Below are 19564 nucleotides of genomic sequence, written 5' to 3'. Positions count from 1 at the left end.
AATATCCTTACGGATGAGCATTAGGCGATAGCTTTAGATTCCGTTTTTAATTGAGGATCTGGCAACATAAACCCCTTTTGAATATGCAAGTCCAAAACAGCCAATACGGACTCTATTTCATCATCAAGAAGATGTTTAAGTAATTTTTGATGCTCTTCCACAGATGCTTGTCCACGAAAAGGTCGGCGGTGCAAAGCCAGTACTTGATAACGCATGTAAAGTTCTATCACCGAAGCATGATAACGAACAAGCTGCAGAGAACCGCAATGAGACACCATAGTAACGTGAAAGTCTCGATCTGCTTTTTCCCATGCCTGAACATGAAGACTTTCATTTTCCATCATCAGTTTCTCGACACAGTTCAGGCGAAAGTGTGCACTGATCAAAGCCGATTTCCATTCCATATGGCCTATTTTATTTTCCATCGACTTACGAACGCCCGACAGTTCTAACATCTGTCGCAGCTCTAATAATTCACGCAAATCCGCGGTAGAAACAGGTTTTACTGTAAAGCCTTTTTGATCAACAAACAGCACAAAACCGTCAGACACAAGACGCATCAAGGTTTCACGCAAGGTATTCACACTGGCACTGTAACGGAGACGTAAGGCATTTAGTTTAAGCTTTTCACCTGGCGCAAGCTTTCCCGTTACTATGTCTGAACGAAGTTGTTCATAGACAGATTGCCCAACCAATTTACGCTCATCGGAGTTAATCATAAAAAATTCTAAAGGCCTTTTCTTTTTCTTATAAGTCCTTTGCTCTATGTCGAAAGCAAAGGCCTTTTAATTGGTAACGAACCTAAAAGACGCCATCAGGCGTCTTTTTTTGGAGGTCTCATTACTCATTCTATGAGTTTATTTGCCTACCAACAATCTCTAGATCAACGAACTGACGACATCATACTTTTCGCGGAACTGATCCCAAACCGGTTTAACATCCGTCACTTCCTGACCGGTAAAGATTTCGAAGGCATCAATGCCTTGATAAAAGAACAAATCAAAGCCTGACACAATTTGCAGGCCTTTTTTATGACTCTCCAACAAAAACTCTGTATCCATCGGCGTATAAACGGCATCAAACGCCCATTTCTGCCCTTGAATCAACTCAGCCGCCAATGGCATACCAGGACTTTTCAAATGCCCTACAGGCGTACAGTTTACCAATCCATCCGCTTCTGCCGCTGCCGCGGAAATGTCTTCTTTTGCAACGAAGCGTGCTTTGTAACCCGCTTCGTTAATAGCATCAACCAGCGATTGCGCACTGCGCTCACTCAAATCGGTAACTAAAATTTCTGTTGCACCCACTTCAAACAGGGCAAAACCAATAGCTCGGCCCACACCACCAGCACCAATCATCAGTACTTTGCCGGCAGGCAAATCACCAACTCGGCCTTTATAGCCTCGAATAAAACCGGTGTAATCCGTATTGAAAGCACAGACTTTGCCATCTTTTAGTAACAAGGTATTGCTCGCACCGACTTTCTTAACCGCGTCGTTTACCTCGTCCGCGCTGTCGATTGCAATTTGCTTATAGGGAAACGTCACATTAGTGCCGACAAAGCCTAAGGCACGAATTTCAGCCAGCTTAGCGTTAAAGGATTCCGCCGTATTATTTTCAGGCTCTTGCAACTGGTAATCCACTGGTAGCTGATTGAGTTCACCCAGCATCATGTGCAAAGAAGGAGAGCGTGAAGCCGCAATAGCCTGACCAATTAGACCTAAATGTAACATTGTAATTGTCCCCAACATGTTTCAAAAATGAGCAGAGAGTTATCGCGTCTTCTTTCCGCTCAAAACACCAAAATAATATTGTCAAAGCCTATACTAAGAAGCCGCTTTTGAATCATGAAAGTTTTGGTATACATAAATACAAAAAATTATAGATCTGACAATGCTTCTTTTAAAATTCACCATTACAACGCGTTTCATTTAACGCACTTCATTTGAAAAATAGAATGGATAATGCCTTCAATGGAATTAAAAGCATGTCTTATACACCTCATATAACAAAGAGTCCGTGTTTTATTTTTATTTATTCGGTATTCATTTTTGATATAGTTTAAAAAAAAGGAGGTCTTATGGATATTGCTATTCCAAATTTACGGCATTTGCGTGTGTTTCTCGCAGTTGCGGAGTTAAAGAGTATTACCCGAGCTTCCGAGAACATCTTTTTATCGCAGCCGGCCATCACTCAAGCCATTGCTAAACTAGAAGGCTTACTCGGCGCCTCCCTCTTTGAACGCCACTCAGATGGCATGTATCCAACCGCATCGGGTGAGGTATGGCAAAAACGGGTGAGCAGAGCGATAGATTACATTCAGACCGCGACTCAAGAAATAGTAAAAGACAACACACAAAAAGAGCGCATTCCTAAAAATCTGGTTGCGTTGATCAGTACAACGCAGTTAAGAGCGCTTGTCGCTGTGAGCGAAGCACAAAATTTTAGTATTGCCAGCCGAAACTTAGCGGTTTCTCAATCTGCTGTACATCGTGCTGCGCGCGACTTAGAAAGGTTACTAGGGGTGATTTTGTTCGAAAAAAATAGCCTAGGCACCCGCGCAACTAAAGCCGCTCAAACGTTATCAAAGGCGACCAAACTTGCCTTCAGCGAGTTACGCCAAGGTATTTACGAGATAAATGCCTTACAGTTTAAAGACGTCAGTACTATTACCGTCGGTAGCATGCCCTTGGCTCGTATGACCATTTTGCCTAAATCCATTTTGCAGTTTAACGAACGCCATCCTGATGTGAATATCAACGTCACTGAAGGTCCTTACTCCGATCTACTTCACCATCTGCGTCAAGGTGACATCGATATTATATTAGGTGCGTTGCGTCACCCTTCTCCTGCTGATGACGTCATTCAGGAAGAGTTATGGGCACCTCCGTTGTCCGTTGTGGCTCGTAAAGACCATCCATTAATGGCAAAAAGTGTTATTAGTGCACAGGATCTCGCCGAGTTTGCTTGGGTGGTACCAGCCACAGGTACGCCAACTCGACAGGCTTTTGAAAGAATTTTTAACGAAGCTGACGTTTCCCAGCCAACAAGATTGGTTGAATCCAGCTCGCAAATACTGATTCGTGAACTGTTGATCGAAAGTGATCGACTGACATTGATTTCAGCACACCAAGTAGAGCGTGAAATCAATATTGAATTATTAACGGTTCTCCACTTTCCATTAGAGCACACACGTCGTCCAATCGGCCTTTGTGTTCGAAAAAACTGGCTTCCGACCGTGACTCAATCCCATTTTCTTAGCCTATTAAGAGAGATTTCTGAGCGTTTCCGGTGACATTTCAACATACTCTATTGCAGAAAATGAATGACTAATGCGGTTTATGGATTATCCTCACGCTAGTGTGAATGTTAGATTTGCGATCAATATCGTACTAGAGAGTGTAAAACCCTCTAACAATAAACACTCGCACTGTTAGGAGTAGATTAATGAGAATTTGTATTGCTGGTGCATCTGGCGCTTTCGGCATGAAACACATGGACGCCATTGCCGCTATTGAAGGCGCTGAAGTGGTTTCTGTCGTTGGTACAAAAATTGATGCGATTAAAGCCTTCGCTGAAGACCGTGGTGTTCTTCATTACACAACTGACCTAGCTGAAAGTCTAGCCCGTGATGATGTGGATGCGGTGATCTTAGCCACTCCGACTCAACTGCACGCGGCACAAACTATCCAATGCCTTGAAGCGGGCAAACACGTGATGTCTGAAATCCCAATGGCTGACACCATTGAAGACGCTCGCAAGGTCGTTGAAGCTCATAAAAAAACGAATCTAGTTGCCATGGCGGGTCACACTCGCCGTTTCAATCCTTCTCATCAGTGGATTCACAATAAAATCGAAGCGGGTGAATTAACCGTTCAACAAATGGACGTGCAAACGTACTTTTTCCGTCGCTCAAATAAGAACGCGCTTGGCCAAGCGCGTTCTTGGACAGATCACCTGCTTTGGCACCATGCATGCCACACTGTGGATTTATTTCAGTACCAAACGGGCGAAACAGCCAGCAAGGTTCAAGCACTACAAGGCCCTATTCACCCAGAACTTGGTATTGCATTAGACATGAGCATTGGCATGAAAGTACCTAATGGTGCGATTTGCACTCTGTCTTTGTCGTTTAACAACGACGGTCCATTCGGGACCTTCTTCCGTTACATCTGCGATAACGGCACCTATACCGCACGTTATGATGATTTATATGATGGTAACGAAAATAAAATTGATCTAACGGGTGTTGCGGTTTCAAACAACGGCATTGAACTGCAAGACAGAGAGTTTATTGCGGCGATCCAAGAAGGTCGTATGCCAAACTCTTGCGTGACTCAAGCCATTGAAGCAATGGAAACATTACATCGTTTAGAAGAATGCCTAGAAGCATAATCTTAGTACAATAAAATTCAAACAGGGAGCCTAGGCTCCCTGTTTTCGTTACACTGTTTTGTTATGGTATCAAGCTAGTTAGATTAAATAACAAGGAGCCTTTTTTATGTCAAAACACTCACATTTGGCCAACCCAAACATCGGCCTAGGCTGCATGAATTTATCCCATGCTTATGGTTCACCCGTTGCAGAAGAACAAGCTATTAAAGCGCTTCATGCCGCCTTCGAAATGGGCTATCGCCATTTTGATACAGCCACCTTGTATGGTGGTGGTAACAATGAACTTTTGGTGGGTAAAGCGCTAAAAGATCGTCGCGATGAATTCTTCCTTGCTAGCAAGTGCGGCATGGCAATGGTCGATGGAAAAAAAGAGATTAACGGTCGCCCAGAAAACATTCGAAAACAGTGCGAAGATAGCTTAAAACGCCTGCAAACAGACCACATCGATTTATATTATTTGCATCGCTTAGACTTCAATGTGGCAATCGAGGAAAGCGCTGGCGCGCTGGGCGAATTAGTGAAAGAAGGTAAAATTGGTGCAGTGGGGTTATCAGAAGTTTCTGCTGAAACGCTAACTCGTGCCCATAACGAGTTTCCGATTACTGCGATTCAGTCCGAGTATTCTTTATGGACACGCAACCCTGAAATTGCAGTATTAGAAGCTTGCAAGCAACTAGACATCACCTTTGTTGCTTTCAGTCCGTTAGCTCGTGGATTCTTAACAGGCACATTAAAAGACATTGCCGATTTAGAAGCAAAAGACATTCGTAACAACATGCCACGCTTTAGTGGGGAGCATTACCCTAACAATCTCGCCTTGTTGAACGACTATTTTTCCCTAGCGAAAGACATTGGCTGTACGCCAGCTCAACTCGCTTTGGCTTGGCTAAAAACAAAAGATGATAATATTGTCTCTATTCCGGGCACTCGCTCGGTTAATCATATGAGAGAGAATTTTGAATCAGCACAATTAACGCTGGATGCAAAACAAGTCAGCTTACTAGACGAAATAATTAACCAAAGTAACGTACATGGCACACGTTACACAGCCGCACAACAAGCTGAAATAGACACTGAAGAGTTCTAACAATATCCCCCTTTGTGCTAACAAAGGGGGATATTGTTGCTATATAAACAGAGCAAAATGTAAAAACCTAAAAAATGAGAACCACAGCTACTTCCACTCACTTAAGTTTGCATTTCATTACCTTTTAAAAACACTTCAGAAACATCTAATTTTTTAAAAATGAACTATATTCCCACACAATACGTAGGATAAACCCTACAAGGTGGCGATGCTTTTCCTCACAAAAAGCACCAAAGTGAATAGAGAGTAATATTATGTTTTTTACCCGAAAAGACAAAAACACAAACAATGAAAAACCAACCGTATCTGAAAATGATGTCTTGGTTAATGCTATGAGCAATTTTTGTGCAACTATTTACTTTCTACCTGATGGCACTATTACCGATGCAAATCCGCTGTTTCTTAGCACTGTCGGTTATTCGTTAGAGGAGCTTAAAGGGCAGCATCATTCAATGCTATGCCCTCACGAAATTACCTCCAGCGAAGACTATAAAAAATTCTGGCCAAAACTTGCCTCTAATCAATGTCAGCAAGGCACCTTTTTACGTAAGAAAAAAGACGGAGCCGACCTTTGGCTAGAAGCCACCTATTTCCCAATAAAAGTAGATGGTGACGTCGTAAAGATCATGAAAATCGCTTCTGATATCACCACAGCAAAACAACTTGCCGACAATCAAGAGGCGGTCTATAACGCCATAAATCGCTCCAATGCAATGATTGAGTTTCAACCTGATGGCACTGTAATTACAGCCAATGATAATTTTTTATCTGCCATGAAATTTAATTCCGTCAAGGAAATTGCAGGTCAACACCATAGAAAGTTTTGTAAAGATCAATTTTATGAAGCTCACCCACATTTTTGGGCTGAACTTGCTCAAGGTGAATTCAAAACAGGCCAATTTGAACGTATAAATAAACAAGGGAATACCATTTGGTTAGAAGCCAGCTACAACCCTATTTTTAATCACGCAGGCAAAGTCGTTAAGATCATTAAAGTGGCATCAGATATTACCGATCAATGGTATGGACCCACTTTTGTAGACATCTCATAGCTATATAATAATAGGTAAAGATGAGGTGAATTATGAGTGGGAAACGCTATACCGAAGAGTTCAAAATTGAAGCCGTTAAACAAGTAACAGAGCGTGGTTATAAGATTGCTGAAGTGGCTGAGCGACTTGGCGTTAGTTACAAAAGTATGCATGATTGGATTGCTCGATACCGCAAACCTGAAGCAAGTCGAAAAGCGGAAGATTCCGCTCAGTCAGAGATCCAACGGCTCAAAGCGGAGCTTCAGCGGGTGACCGAAGAGAGGGACATTCTAAAGGAGGCCGCCGTGTACTTTGCCGGGGAGTCAAAGAAAAGTACACGTTCATAAAATCACGGCTCAACGACTATTCTATTGTTGTCTTATGTCGAACACTGCAAGTCCATAGGAGCGGTTTTTACGCTTGGCTGGACCGCCCAAAAAGTCGACGAGAACAAGAAGATGACCAACTTGCCGTTACGATTAAAATGCATTGGCTTGAGAGTGGTTGTGTTTACGGCTACCGCAATATCACCAAAGACCTAAAAGGAGAAGGTAAGTCTTGTGGAAAGAATCGAGTGCTAAGAGTGATGCGCCGTGAGGGCCTAAAAGCGCTCATAGGCTACAAACGTCACCCTGTTTTTTATAGTGGCGCTGAGCGTAACACAGCGCCAAATACACTAAATAGAGAGTTTATTGTCCCAGAGCCAGATCAAGTCTGGGTAACTGATTTTACGTATATCCGGACAAAAGAAGGCTGGCTTTACGTCACCGTCGTTGTGGATCTATTTTCTAGATTGATCGTAGGGTGGTCAATGAGATCAAGAGCAACAGCGGAGTCGGTTATTGATGCTTTACTCATGGCTATTTGGCGGCGACGTCCCACAAAAAAAGTACTGGTACACTCTGATCAAGGCGCTCAATATACCTCGAAAGATTGGCAAACCTTCTTAAAAGATAATAATCTGGAAGCCAGTATGAGCCGTCGTGGTAATTGCCATGATAATGCCGTTGCGGAAAGCTTTTTCTCATTGTTAAAAAAAGAAAGAGTACGCAATCGAACCTATCAAACAAGAAGCGATGCTCGTTCAGAGATTTTTGATTATATCGAGTGCTTTTATAATCCAAAGCGACACCATGGATCCAATGATGGATTATCGCCACTGCAATATGAAAAGCGATATTTTACGGAGCTAGAAACTGTCTAGGAAACTGGGTCCATACCACAAGTAAACGAACAAAAAGCCATTCAGCACGCCGCCGAAGTCGCGCACTCTACCTCTGTTGAAACCGCTCAAGTGTCAGAAAGTGGTTCGAAAATACTGCGTCAAACAGTAGAAACGTCCAATAAAATTGTCTCTGATATTGAGGTATCCACCAATTTAATCGAGCAGTTGAACAAACAATCTGAAAACATCGCCAAAATAGTAACGACTATCGGCTCTATTGCCGATCAGACAAACCTACTGGCACTAAACGCCGCTATAGAAGCAGCCCGGGCAGGTGAACATGGTCGAGGCTTTGCGGTGGTTGCCGATGAAGTCAGAACACTCGCCGCCAGAACAAGCACCTCAACCATTGAAATCGAAGAAATGGTTGCACAAAACAGCAATCTAACTCGTCAGGCGAAAGCAAGTATGGTTCAAGTAAGCGAACGTTCTGGGGAAAATGCGATACTGATAGAAGAAGCATCTGGCATCATAGATGAAATATTGGCGGGTGCAGAGCATGTCGCCAACACCGTTAATAAGCTGCTCAACATCGACAAAAAATAAACGTTTCCCCTCGACAATAAAAAAAACCGATGCCTTTTTCCAGACATCGGTTTTTTTGTGCTTACCTTTCCAAATTAGAGGCTACGACACGCTCACTCAGCGGTTGAAATTTCATTCTCTAACAACATCAACCCAGAGCCTGTATTTGAAATCGGCGCATGGTAGTTACGATGCCGCTCTGTCACTTTCCCTAATAAGGTACCGCGCATGGCAATCAGCATGTTCAGCTCAACAGCTTGAGCGCCGCCTTGCTCAACCAAATCCATATTAGAATATTTCGTCAAGGCTTCAGGGTCCGACACCAATTTGTCGAGGCAATCAATGTCAAATGCACGATTGATAAAGCCCGCACGTTCGCCATCCAGCTGATGAGACATGCCGCCAGTACCAAAGACGACCACATTAATGTCTTCTTCGTAAGACGCCACAGCACGACCAATCGCTCTGCCCAGTTCAAACGTACGCCAAGGCTGAGCCATCGGGTACTGTTCACAATTAATGCACACCGGAATCACTTTAACATGACCGTATTGATGACCTGGCCACATTAAATTAAGCGGTACTGTTAAACCATGATCGACCTTCATTTCTTGGCAAATCGTCATGTCAAAACCTTCGTCGACAATGCTGTTGGCAATGTGCCAAGAAAGGTCTGACTCGCCGGTGACTGGCGGAATCGTTGGAATACCCCAACCTTCATCTGAGTTGTAATATTCGTCTGCCACACCTATTGCGAAAGTGGGTTTCTTATCGATAAAAAACTCTAAGCCATGGTCATTGTAAAAAAGAATGATGACGTCAGGTTTTTTCTCATTTAGCCAATCCCGTACCGGTGGATATCCATCAAAAAAAGGTTTCCAGTAGGGTGTTTCTTCCAATCCATTCGCCATTGCGTTCGCAATCGCCGGAATATGGGAAGTCGTTACTGCTCCAATAATTTTAGCCATTAGACTTCTCCTCGACCGTTTTTTTCTAACATTGCTTTGAATTCATCCGTGCTCATGCCCGTTTGCAATCCACCAATGTCTTGCATGTTTAGTTTTAGTAAGCCGGTAAACTTTGCTAAATAATAGATACTGCCACCTTCGCGCAAAAGTCCGATCACATCTTTATTACGAATCGCTTCTTTTTGTGCTTCCGTAAGTTTGAATTTCTCACAGTAGGCTTCTGGGTCCGCATTAAATTCATCACGCGCCACTTGATCATTAAACGAGTAACACATTTTGTTTAAGCCATAGCCTTTTTTGGCCATCTGACCATCAAAAAGGTACGTGCCTTGAAATTTTCGATCTGTATAGTTACTAGCCATGTTGGGTAACCTCTATTTTTATACATTTGTCGCGTTATTAGGATTATTTCCAATAAAGACGCATTGGATTGTCCACCAACAATGCTTGTTGCAGCGCATCAGTTGGCGCAATCATCGGAATGACATCGACTAAGTGACCATCATCAGGCACATGAGTTTTCATGTTTGGATGTGGCCAATCCGTTCCCCACAAAACACGATTCGGAAACTGCTCAACCAAGGTACGTGCAAAGGGCACAACATCAGAATAATCCGGTGCTTGCAGCGTTAAACGCTCTGGGCAACTGACCTTACACCAGACATTGTCGTTGTCTGCCATGAAGTTAACAAAGCGTTTGAAATCGGGATGATCTACGCCATTGGCAACGCTTGGCGTTCCCATGTGATCCACAACGATGGTGGTATTTAATTCCTTTAAGAAAGGAATCAATTCTTCGAGTTCGGCAGCTTCAAAATAAACCACAATGTGCCAACCAAACGGTCTGATCTTTTCAGCAATCGAGAAAAACACTTCTTTTGGCGTACTGTCCACAAGACGTTTTACAAAGTTAAAACGCACACCTCGAATACCCGCCGCGTGCATTTTTTCAAGTTCAGCATGTGTAATGCTGTCATCGACAAATGCCACACCTCGAGCCAAATCCCCTGCGGTTTCTAACGCATCGATCAACGCGGCGTTGTCGGTGCTATGACAAGACGCCTGAACAATCACATTACGAGAAAAACCTAAATGATCACGCAACGCGAACAGCTGCTCTTTCGAGGCATCGCAAGGCGTATATTTACGTTTCGGGTGGTAAGGAAATTTATCCGCTGGACCAAAAACGTGACAATGCGCATCTACCGCACCCGCTGGTGCCTTGTACTTTGGCTTACTTGGGGCGGGATGAAATGGAAGATAATCTTTGTCCATCATGTTCAAATACCTATTTAATAATTCGTTATGTCGTCAAGTAAGAAAACCCGTATCAAAGACCATTATTGTGAGCAAAGACTTGCCCATCAAATAACTTCCTCGCGGTACGTAAAATCGCTGCTGAGCCTATATCGCCATTTTCTTCTTGATCCAAAATTACGGTCATAGCACCAATTGGATGTTCAACATCCAATGTCATGCGTGAAGCAGACTTAAACTTAGCCACTTCATTGGCGGGCGAGCCTTTTAATACCGCCGCCGTTGCGACACTCACCGCACCCAAAACACCGATCGATGCATGACAACGATGAGGAATGAACGTACGTGTCGAAATCGCACCGCCATGGGTTGCCGCGCTCACCATGGTCATTTTAGGCACTGATTTGTCTTTCACATCGCCCAAATTCATCATCGGGCCGACTTGCAAACGGATCGACTCTAACTTTGCACGCAAGGTATCGTTGGCTTCCAACTCTTCACGAGACTCTTGCCCCGTGATGCCCATGTCAACAGCTCGCAGGATAACCACAGGCATGCCGTTATCAATACAAGTCACCTCAATACCATCAACCACATCGACCACGTTGCCGGTCGGCAACAACGCACCACAAGTTGATCCGGCTGTGTCTTGGAAAACAATCGGCACTGCCGCCGACAAGCCAGGTACGCCGTCAATGCGAGCATCGCCTTCGTACTGCACTTCACCGTCTTTAACCAAGACACGAGCAACCGCGATTTGTCCGGTGTTTTCCATGAAGATTCGAACCGAGGTTTCACCTTCAAGACCGTTCACCAAACCACGCTCAATCGCAAACGGGGCAATGCCCGCTAAAATATTGCCGCAGTTTTGTGCGTCAGTCACAATCGCCTGATCAACAAACACCTGCAGAAACAAATAATCGACATCGGCGTCATCGCGTTCCGATTTTTTCACCACGGCCACTTTAGAAGCAAGAGGATCTGCGCCGCCGATGCCATCAATTTGACGTTCATCAGGCGAGCCCATGACGCGTAATAAAAACTGCGCGCGCGCCTCGATATCCGTCGGCAAATCCGCCGCCAAAAAATAAGCCCCTTTCGAGGTGCCGCCACGCATCCACATGCAAGGCGCACTTTTTAGAACGCCTGCTGTGTTAGACATACTTAAGGCCTTTTTCTTTTAAACGTGGGCGCATGTCATAAATGTCCAAGCCCAGTTCGCCATTTGCCATGCGAACGCGTTTTGCTTCTTCATTATCCATACGCTTACGCGCCAATTCGAGTACTTCTACGGCGTTTTCACGACGCACGACCACAACTCCATCATCGTCTGCAACAATCACGTCACCAGGGTTTACCAAAGCATCCGCGCACACCATAGGTACGTTGACAGAACCCACTGTTTCTTTAATTGTGCCTTCAGAAAAAATGGCTTTTGACCAAACAGGGAAATCCATTTGACGAAGATCACGAGTATCACGAACGCCGCCGTCGATGATCAAACCCACCACACCGCGTGACTGCGCCGATGTCGCCAGCAAGTCACCGAAAAAACCGTGATTAGAAGGCGATGTAGGTGCGAACACCATGACGTCGCCCGCTTTACATTGCTCAATCGCCACGTGCATCATCCAATTGTCGCCAGCGGCGCCTGAAATGGTGATTGCGGAACCGGCAATGGTTTTGTCCATTTGGATCGGTCGTAGGTAATGCGCAAGCAAGCCAACACGACCCTGAGATTCATGAATCGTCGCCACGCCGCACTCTGCCAAACCATCGATTACCGCTTGGTCGGCACGTTCTATATTTTGTACTACTACATTATTTCGCATGATTCTTTCCTTCCCTTTAAATCGAGAGCCTTATGCTTTCAATCGTGAAAAGACACGACGCGCGTTGCCTTCAAAGATGGCTTGTTTTTGCTCAGCATTCAACACCGTGTTGTTGTCGATGTAACGTTTCGTATCATCAAAATAATGACCCGTTTCTGGATCAATACCACGTACGGCACCAATCATTTCAGACGCGAACAAGATGTTTTTCGTTGGAATAATATCCAATAACAAATCAATACCACGCTGATGATAAACACAGGTATCAAAGTAGACGTTATTCAACACGCGCTCAGCCAGATCAAAACCTTGGTCTTGCGCCATACCACGGAAACGTCCCCAATGGTAAGGCACCGCACCGCCACCATGAGGAATGATGATTTTCAGTTCAGGAAAATCTTTAAACACATCCGACATCATTAGCTGCTGGAAGCCAGTCGTATCGGCACCCAAATAATGCGAACCCGTTGTGTGGAAACAATCGTTGCATGCCGCGCTCACGTGGATCATTGCAGGAATGTCGTATTCACACATTTTTTCGTAAATAGGGTAAAAAGAACGATCGCCTAAAGACTTATCTTGCCAGTAACCGCCGCTTGGATCTGGGTTCAAGTTGATGCCAAGGAATCCCATTTCTTCAATGGTACGGACAATTTCACCAACAGACTTAGCAGGATCAACACCAGGAGATTGAGGCAACTGAGCCACAGGGGCAAAATTCTCAGGAAATAGGTCACAGACACGGCGAATTAAATCATTCTGATGTTCCGTCCAATATTGGCTCGTGTATTCATTGCCAATGTGGTGTCCCATCCAGCTCGCACGCGGAGAGAAGATGGTTAGGTCCGTGCCACGCTCTTGTTGCAAACGCAGCTGGTTATTAATAATGCTGTCACGAATTTCGTCATCCGACACAATAACTTTGCCTTTTTCACCAACAAAGGCAGGATCTTTAGCAACCTGAGCTTTCTGCTTATCTCGGTATTCACCGACACCTGCAGGTGTCGTCGTGTAATGTCCATGGCAATCTATAATCATGTGACTACTCTCTATTCTTGTTTAAAGTAATAAACGGTTGTGCAATAGAAACGATCAATGCCATTCCATCACAATCTGCTAGGAGTATTCTTTTATGAGGCCAATTTGGCTATTTCAATTTAGCCGAAAGGGTATTACATTTTGATATAGCTATTTTTAGTACAAGTAAGTACATCTACTCATTTCAGATATTTACGCCAGATAACGTCATTCTTAATCGGACTAAACACGCCTTAAAATTACGCCATAACTTTGATCTATATAGTTTTTTTAAAATCCACTAAGCTAAAAGTGTTTTTATATTCCGTTTTCGATATACAAGAGACATAAAAAATTCATTTCTAAAAATGCAAAAATTACGACATTTTGTGTAGTGTTGCTTAGCAAAACAGATCAAAAAGCAAATATCGAGCGGAATACAAAGCATAAATCTAAACTGTATTTATGCCATTGTGTGCCTACAAGAAAAAATGTAGGGTATTTTTGAAATGATCCTATATTATTTAAACGCCCAAAAATATTAATGACGAATACAGGACAGCCTGCCTTACTGCAAAGTAAGACAGAAAATACAAAAATAATATGTCCGGGACACACAAGGTCCCGAGCTTGGAGACGTAAAAATGAATCTAACCAAAAAAATCACCCTCGGTTTAATGGCAGCAGGTGCAGTCAGTGCCGTTAGCGCAGCAGACCTTACTATTACTATTGGCCACGTTGACCCTCAAGATTGGACATCATCAAAAAAAGGCGCTGCTACTGAGGTCTTTAAAAATCTCGTTGAAGCTGAGTCCGGTGGTCGTATTGAAGTCAATGTGTACCCTTCTGGCCAACTTGGTGGTGAAACAGACCTTGTTCAATCCGCTCAAGAAGGCACACTTAGCATGGCGATGGTGTCTGGCGCTTTTGCAAAAGTTTGTAAAGAAGCCGCTGTGCTAGAAATCCCCTACTTATTCCCATCAGCCCCAATCGCATGGGAAGTATTAGATGGCGAATTTGGCAAAGCCTTGTCTCAACACTGTCTAAAAGAAAGTGGATTACGCACCCTAGCGTATGGCGAAACTGGCTTCCGTAACTTCACCAACTCAAAGCGCCCTGTTGCTGAACCTAATGACATGAAAGGGCTAAAAATTCGCGTTCAAACTTTGCCTCTTTACGTTGAGATGGTAAAAGCGATGGGCGCAGAACCAACGCCAATCGCATGGCCTGAAGTACCATCCGCCCTAACGACTGGCGTTGTTGATGGTCAAGAAAATCCAATCAGTGTTATTGAAGCGAACAAATTCTATGAGTTCCAAAAATACTTAACACTAGATGGTCACGTCTACGGAACAGATTTCTTGCTAATGAATGAAGACCTGTATCAATCATTGAGCGATGCAGATCGAGCCATCATTGACCGCGCAGCGAAAGTAGCCGGAACATTAGGCCGTGCCGTACAGCAATTCAACTCTGCAAAAGGGCTAAAATCATTGGCTAAAAATGGCATGGTCATAACCACACCAACGCCAAGCCAAATGGCGAAATTCCGTGATGCTGCACAACCAGCCGTAATCAATTGGCTGAGAGGTGAAGTACAACCAGAGTGGATTGATCGTGCTCAATTGTCTGTAAAGGTTGTTAGTAACTCGCAATAAGCTATTCGTTTGAAATCAGGAGGCCGGCAGAGATTTAATCACTGTCGGCCACCTTCCTTTGTCACAACCCGGAATCACCATGAAACGCCTCTACAAGAAAGTCCTCTCCATCTTAACTGGCACCTCCCTATTCGTTATTTTTGGCGTTATTTTAGTCAGTAGCATGAGTCGCTATTTATTAAATTCACCGATTCAATGGAGTGAGGAAGTAGCGAAATACGCCATGATTTACGGCACCATGTTTGGCATGGCGCTGTGTTATTTAGAAGGCATACATATTCGTTTTACGTTTTTAGAGGATTTGGTTTCCGATAAGATCCGCCACTTTCTTTATTTTATTTCCGACGCTATCGCCCTTATTAGTGGCGGAGTGATCGCCTATTCTGGTTACCTTTTCATGATGAAACGAGGCGGTATCAAAGCGCCTGGGACGGGCATTGAAATGTATTATTTTCAAGTCGCCATGGTCATTGGTGGCTTGTGTCTTATTATTGCTGCACTCATTCGACTCGCCGCGTATTTCCAACCTAAATCATCCGTAGAAGGGCAATAATCATGCTAGGTTTCGGAATTCTTATTGTTCTTTTGGTAATTGGTAGCCCTATTGCCTTTGCTATTTTATTGGGTGTTGTGGGTCATGTTTACACTCTTCCATTTAATGTAAGTTTAGTGGCTCAACGCATTTTCAGCGGGCTGGACTCTTTTTCAATTCTGGCCATTCCGTTGTTCGTTCTAGCGGGTGAGTTAATGAATGAAAGTGGCATCACAAGCCGCATCATCAACTTTGCTAATGCTTTAGTTGGACACATGAAAGCAGGACTTGCCCATGTAAACATCTGGGCTTCGGTGATTTTTGCAGGTCTATCTGGATCTGCCGTTGCGGATACATCAGCACTTGGACGCGTGTTTATTCCGACCATGGAAAAAGAAGGCTACCCACGCGCTTTTGCGGCGGCACTAACGGCCGCATCGTCTGTTATTGGGCCGATGATTCCACCCAGCATTCCGGTGATTATTTACGCTTTAATCACCACCGGTGTTTCTGTCCCTGCTCTGTTTCTTGCTGGTGTCACGCCTGGGCTATTTCTTGCTGTTGCCTTGTCCGTTTACGTTTACTTTTTTGCAGGTCATTACGCGCCGTTAAAAGCAAAACTGTCCATGAAAGAACGCTGGAAAGCCTTTGTTGAAGCATTGATTCCACTTTTCATGCCGATATTCATTGTGGGCTCAATCCTGACCGGTATCGTTACGCCAACGGAAGCCGCTGCCTTTGCTGCCGCTTATGCTTTGTTAGCAGGTATGTTTATTCTGAAAAGTTTGAAAATATCAGACTTGCCTCGCATTTTCGCCCGAGCAATGCGCGACTCCTCTGTGATTCTGATCGTAATTGGCGTAGTCGCAGCAGCGAACTGGTTACTGACTTTCTCAAGAGTGCCGCAAACCGTCAGCCAAATGGTACTAGAGCAAGTGTCTAGCCCTTGGATGTTCCTAATCCTAGTCAACGTAATTTTGCTGGTTGTTGGTCTATTCCTTGAAGGGATTGCCGCGATGCTGATACTACTGCCGATTTTGCATCCTATCGCCATGAGCCTTGGCATTGATCCGGTTCACTTTGGTATTGTGGTGATTTTTAACTTGATGATTGGGCTTGTGACACCGCCGATGGGGATTTGCCTATTCGTTTCGAACTCCATTGCCAATGTCGGTATTGCGGCGATTTCAAGACAAATCATGCCACTCTTCTTAGTTGAATTAGCGGTCTTGATCTTGATTACCTTTGTACCAAGCACGGTAACCTTCTTACCGACGTTATTTGGCTACTGACCAGCACATAATGAGTCATAAATATCGGATACAAAAAAACGACGCACATGGCGTCGTTTTTTTTGTCTCGAAATATCTACAGTTGAGACAATACGTATTCAGCAGAGCTAACTTTGTATTCGCCTGGCTCATCTAGCCATAACTGTTGCACAATGCCATTTGACACTAACATGGCATAACGGCGACTACGAATCCCCATTTTGGCAGCAGAGATGTCCAGTTCTAATCCCATAGAACAAGTAAGTTCAGCCAGACCATCAGACGCCATTATTAGGTTTTCTGCGTTATTTGCTTGACCCCATGCATGCATCACAAAGACATCGTTAACAGAAAGACAAACGATCTCATCAATTCCCTTTTCTTTCAGGACATCAAAATGCACAACAAAACCAGGTAAATGACTGGCACTACAGGTTGGTGTGAAAGCACCCGGTACGGCAAACATCAACACAGTTTTTCCTGAGAAAAACTCAGTCACATCTATCGTTTCAGGGCCTTCTTCTCCCATGACTTGAAACGTACCATGAGGCAACATATCACCAACAAGAATCGACATAGACTTTATCTCCCGAGAATTAAGTTGCACCAATATTAACGCAATCTATCTTAGAAAAACCATCAAACAATCTTAAATTGGCTAAGTAGATGTTTCTGATGAGACGCTAACTTTGACAAGCCTTCACTGTCGCTCTCACTTTGATCCGAACCCAATGCCGCTTGTTCAGACATCTCAGATATCTCAAGCACATTCAGCTTAACTTCTTGCGAAACCGCAGACTGTTCTTCAGCCGCTGCCGCTATTTGCGTACTCAAATCACGTATCTCTGCCATGCTGCTTTGCAATTCAGCTAACGACAATCCAACTGTACGAGCCTCTTCAACACTGGCATTAGCACTCTTACGGCTTTCTTCCATACTGCCAACCGTTTTCGTCACGCCTTGTTGTAATTGAACAATAACGCGCTGTATTTCTTCGGTAGAACTGTGTGTGCGAGTTGCTAAGGTACGAACCTCATCGGCCACCACAGAGAACCCTCGACCTTGCTCACCAGCACGCGCCGCTTCGATGGCCGCATTTAATGCCAATAAATTCGTTTGCTCTGCAATTGCTTGAATCACATCCAGGATACGATCGATGTTCTTAGAGTGCTCATCAAGCTGGTTAACGACCTCGGTAGACTCTTCAATTTTTGCAAGGAGGAGCTCCATTTTTTGAATATTTGAATCCATCAAAGCGCGGTTCTGATTGGCTCTTTGGTCAACCGATTGAATTTGGTGCAAAATAACCTCTGAACTTTTCGCCACTTGATCTACTGCGGAAACCATTTCAGACATGGATGATGCCACTTCCGTCGTTTTGTCATTCTGCGCTTTCATCAATCGTTTAGAGTTCGCTGCTAAGCGAACATTACTGACGGCAGATTCAGCAACATTATTAGAGACTTGGTCTATTTCAGCCATCACACTTTGTAGTTTAGCAACCAGTCCATTGACCCAATTCGATAACTCACCAAACTCATCTTTGGTTTGGACGTTACTACGCTGAGTGAAATCACCATCCGATATTTTACCCAAGACAGTCATCACTTCTTTTAACGGTAGACGAATACTTCGGCTAACCCACAAAGCCACCAGCACAGCAATCACAATCGATACCACAAGCACGATTCCAATAATAAGCGTCGATAACGTCGCTGCGGCGCTCGCTTCAGCTTTTGCTTCCCCACCCATTTGCGTTGTCGCGGACAATAGCTCCTGTACCGATGTATTCACGACCTCCATGCTGTCTGACAACTGCTTAGCCAACCTTTCAGACTCTTGAACTAAACGAGCACTTTCATATTGTTTCGCCACCACACCTTCATCTGAAACAACACCCATCTCAATCTCATTAACCAGATCATTGATGTTGTCATCTTTTAAATACGACTCTTTATCCTTCAAACTCGTAATTATCGATGCCATTTCATCGCGAAATGCCTGCATCTTTTCCAAACTACGCACATCAAAATAATCGTTTACTGTAACTTGTAGGCTTTGTATTTGGCTTTGCATATAGGATGCGGCAAACTGAACTTCTGACGTATCGCCATCCGTCTCTAACATGCCCAAATCTTCAGACGTAAAATTGATCGCATCTTTCAAATCAAGTTTTTCATCTGGTACTACAGCTTGTAGCTCTAGCATTTTTTTGTGATTAGAAAAGGCGATATCGGTATAACCAAAGAAATGCTCAACTTCTGCGTTGATATTTCCCAACGCCTGATTCATTTCAGGAAGGTCTTGAAGCTGAACAGACAGTTGATTAGACACCTCACTAAACTCTTGTTTATGCAGTGAAAAACGTTCAGATAAACTTTCTAGCGAATCGGGTTTCTTACTCAGTAAATACTGTAAAACAGCGGCATTAGCTAAACTCAAATCGTCTTTTAAAGCATTACTAGTAGACGAAATGGTGGCTACTTTCCCCGTAACAATATTCAGTCGATCCTCGATTTTATTAATGCCAACAAAACCTGATGCAGCAATCATCAATAAAAGCAGAAGTAGAATACTAAAACCAAATAAAATCCTTTGAATAACGGACAACGACATAATCGACCTCTAAATTAATTTCTACTCTAAGCTCTCTATGTGCCTATTCTACTGAAAGACACTCACATTTACTGAAAACTAACCAATCATACAGGAAAACCATAACACTTTATTTACAAACAATGATGCATCATCAACGTCAAATGGCAT

The 19564-nt window shown here is 43.8% G+C and carries 19 protein-coding genes; 9 read left to right on the top strand and 10 right to left on the bottom strand.

The window, feature by feature from the left end:
* Window positions 1-20: 20 nt before the first annotated feature.
* Window positions 21-719: a GntR family transcriptional regulator gene (locus MP3633_RS02225; RefSeq protein ID WP_176334294.1), complete on the bottom strand. Its 699-nt coding sequence runs from the start codon at window positions 717-719 to the stop codon at window positions 21-23.
* A 159-nt stretch (window positions 720-878) separates the two neighbouring features.
* Entirely contained in the window at window positions 879-1733 is an 855-nt protein-coding gene (locus tag MP3633_RS02220; protein WP_176334293.1) for a shikimate dehydrogenase family protein, read from the bottom strand.
* Window positions 1734-2080: 347 nt separating this feature from the next.
* Between MP3633_RS02220 and MP3633_RS02215 the strand changes: the two genes are divergently transcribed.
* The 6 genes from MP3633_RS02215 to MP3633_RS02190 all read left to right on the top strand — a co-directional run bounded on the left by MP3633_RS02215 (window position 2081) and on the right by MP3633_RS02190 (window position 8284).
* A complete protein-coding gene (locus MP3633_RS02215) occupies window positions 2081-3295 on the top strand; it encodes a LysR family transcriptional regulator (protein WP_176334292.1) in 1215 nt (404 codons plus the stop codon).
* A 152-nt stretch (window positions 3296-3447) separates the two neighbouring features.
* The gene (locus MP3633_RS02210) at window positions 3448-4395 is read left to right on the top strand and encodes a Gfo/Idh/MocA family oxidoreductase (RefSeq protein ID WP_176334291.1); all 948 of its coding nucleotides are present in this window, start codon (window positions 3448-3450) and stop codon (window positions 4393-4395) included.
* Window positions 4396-4501: 106 nt separating this feature from the next.
* Window positions 4502-5482, top strand: coding sequence for an aldo/keto reductase (locus tag MP3633_RS02205; RefSeq protein ID WP_176334290.1), 981 nt, complete (start codon window positions 4502-4504; stop codon window positions 5480-5482).
* 254 nt (window positions 5483-5736) lie between these two features.
* On the top strand, window positions 5737-6534 hold the full coding sequence (locus MP3633_RS02200; protein WP_176334289.1) for a PAS domain-containing protein: 798 nt from the start codon (window positions 5737-5739) through the stop codon (window positions 6532-6534).
* A 32-nt stretch (window positions 6535-6566) separates the two neighbouring features.
* A protein-coding gene (locus MP3633_RS02195; RefSeq protein ID WP_176334288.1) for an IS3 family transposase occupies window positions 6567-7717 on the top strand; the annotation gives its coding sequence in 2 pieces (ribosomal slippage) (window positions 6567-6804 and window positions 6804-7717; 1152 coding nt in all).
* Between the two features lie 90 nt (window positions 7718-7807).
* A complete protein-coding gene (locus MP3633_RS02190; protein ID WP_280526396.1) occupies window positions 7808-8284 on the top strand; it encodes a methyl-accepting chemotaxis protein in 477 nt (158 codons plus the stop codon).
* 92 nt (window positions 8285-8376) lie between these two features.
* Here MP3633_RS02190 and MP3633_RS02185 read toward each other — a convergent pair whose 3' ends face one another.
* Genes MP3633_RS02185 through MP3633_RS02160 form a run of 6 tightly spaced genes read right to left on the bottom strand, consistent with a single transcriptional unit; the run spans window position 8377 to window position 13358 of the window.
* A complete protein-coding gene (locus MP3633_RS02185; RefSeq protein WP_176334287.1) occupies window positions 8377-9231 on the bottom strand; it encodes a class III extradiol dioxygenase family protein in 855 nt (284 codons plus the stop codon).
* Window positions 9231-9593 (bottom strand): protocatechuate 4,5-dioxygenase subunit alpha, encoded by a 363-nt coding sequence (locus MP3633_RS02180; protein ID WP_176334286.1) that lies wholly within the window; start codon window positions 9591-9593, stop codon window positions 9231-9233. The genes MP3633_RS02185 and MP3633_RS02180 overlap by 1 nt, the downstream gene beginning before the upstream one ends.
* A gap of 43 nt (window positions 9594-9636) precedes the next feature.
* A complete protein-coding gene (locus tag MP3633_RS02175; protein ID WP_217909038.1) occupies window positions 9637-10509 on the bottom strand; it encodes an amidohydrolase family protein in 873 nt (290 codons plus the stop codon).
* Between the two features lie 52 nt (window positions 10510-10561).
* On the bottom strand, window positions 10562-11650 hold the full coding sequence (locus tag MP3633_RS02170; protein WP_176334285.1) for a 4-oxalomesaconate tautomerase: 1089 nt from the start codon (window positions 11648-11650) through the stop codon (window positions 10562-10564).
* Window positions 11643-12320 carry a 4-carboxy-4-hydroxy-2-oxoadipate aldolase/oxaloacetate decarboxylase gene (locus MP3633_RS02165; protein WP_176334284.1) on the bottom strand — a complete coding sequence of 226 codons (678 nt, stop codon included), beginning with the start codon at window positions 12318-12320 and terminating at the stop codon, window positions 11643-11645. Before MP3633_RS02165 ends, MP3633_RS02170 begins: the two co-directional genes overlap by 8 nt.
* 30 nt (window positions 12321-12350) lie before the next feature.
* Complete coding sequence (locus MP3633_RS02160) at window positions 12351-13358, bottom strand: amidohydrolase family protein (protein ID WP_176334283.1); 1008 nt, start codon at window positions 13356-13358, stop codon at window positions 12351-12353.
* A gap of 623 nt (window positions 13359-13981) precedes the next feature.
* Between MP3633_RS02160 and MP3633_RS02155 the strand changes: the two genes are divergently transcribed.
* The 3 genes from MP3633_RS02155 (at window position 13982) to MP3633_RS02145 (ending at window position 16819) form a co-directional block, all read left to right on the top strand.
* On the top strand, window positions 13982-14995 hold the full coding sequence (locus MP3633_RS02155) for a DctP family TRAP transporter solute-binding subunit (RefSeq protein ID WP_176334282.1): 1014 nt from the start codon (window positions 13982-13984) through the stop codon (window positions 14993-14995).
* A gap of 79 nt (window positions 14996-15074) precedes the next feature.
* Window positions 15075-15548, top strand: a complete 474-nt coding sequence (locus MP3633_RS02150) for a TRAP transporter small permease (protein ID WP_176334281.1) — start codon at window positions 15075-15077, stop codon at window positions 15546-15548.
* Between the two features lie 2 nt (window positions 15549-15550).
* The gene (locus tag MP3633_RS02145) at window positions 15551-16819 is read left to right on the top strand and encodes a TRAP transporter large permease (protein ID WP_176334280.1); all 1269 of its coding nucleotides are present in this window, start codon (window positions 15551-15553) and stop codon (window positions 16817-16819) included.
* A 76-nt stretch (window positions 16820-16895) separates the two neighbouring features.
* Here the strand turns inward: MP3633_RS02145 and MP3633_RS02140 are convergent, their stop codons facing one another.
* Both MP3633_RS02140 and MP3633_RS02135 read right to left on the bottom strand, forming a co-directional pair.
* Complete coding sequence (locus tag MP3633_RS02140) at window positions 16896-17375, bottom strand: peroxiredoxin (RefSeq protein WP_176334279.1); 480 nt, start codon at window positions 17373-17375, stop codon at window positions 16896-16898.
* 62 nt (window positions 17376-17437) lie between these two features.
* Window positions 17438-19414 (bottom strand): methyl-accepting chemotaxis protein, encoded by a 1977-nt coding sequence (locus MP3633_RS02135; protein ID WP_176334278.1) that lies wholly within the window; start codon window positions 19412-19414, stop codon window positions 17438-17440.
* Window positions 19415-19564: the final 150 nt, after the last annotated feature.

It is taken from the genome of Marinomonas primoryensis (assembly GCF_013372285.1).
GTDB classification, from domain to species: domain Bacteria; phylum Pseudomonadota; class Gammaproteobacteria; order Pseudomonadales; family Marinomonadaceae; genus Marinomonas; species Marinomonas primoryensis.
This window is presented reverse-complemented; position numbering and strand designations above follow the sequence as displayed.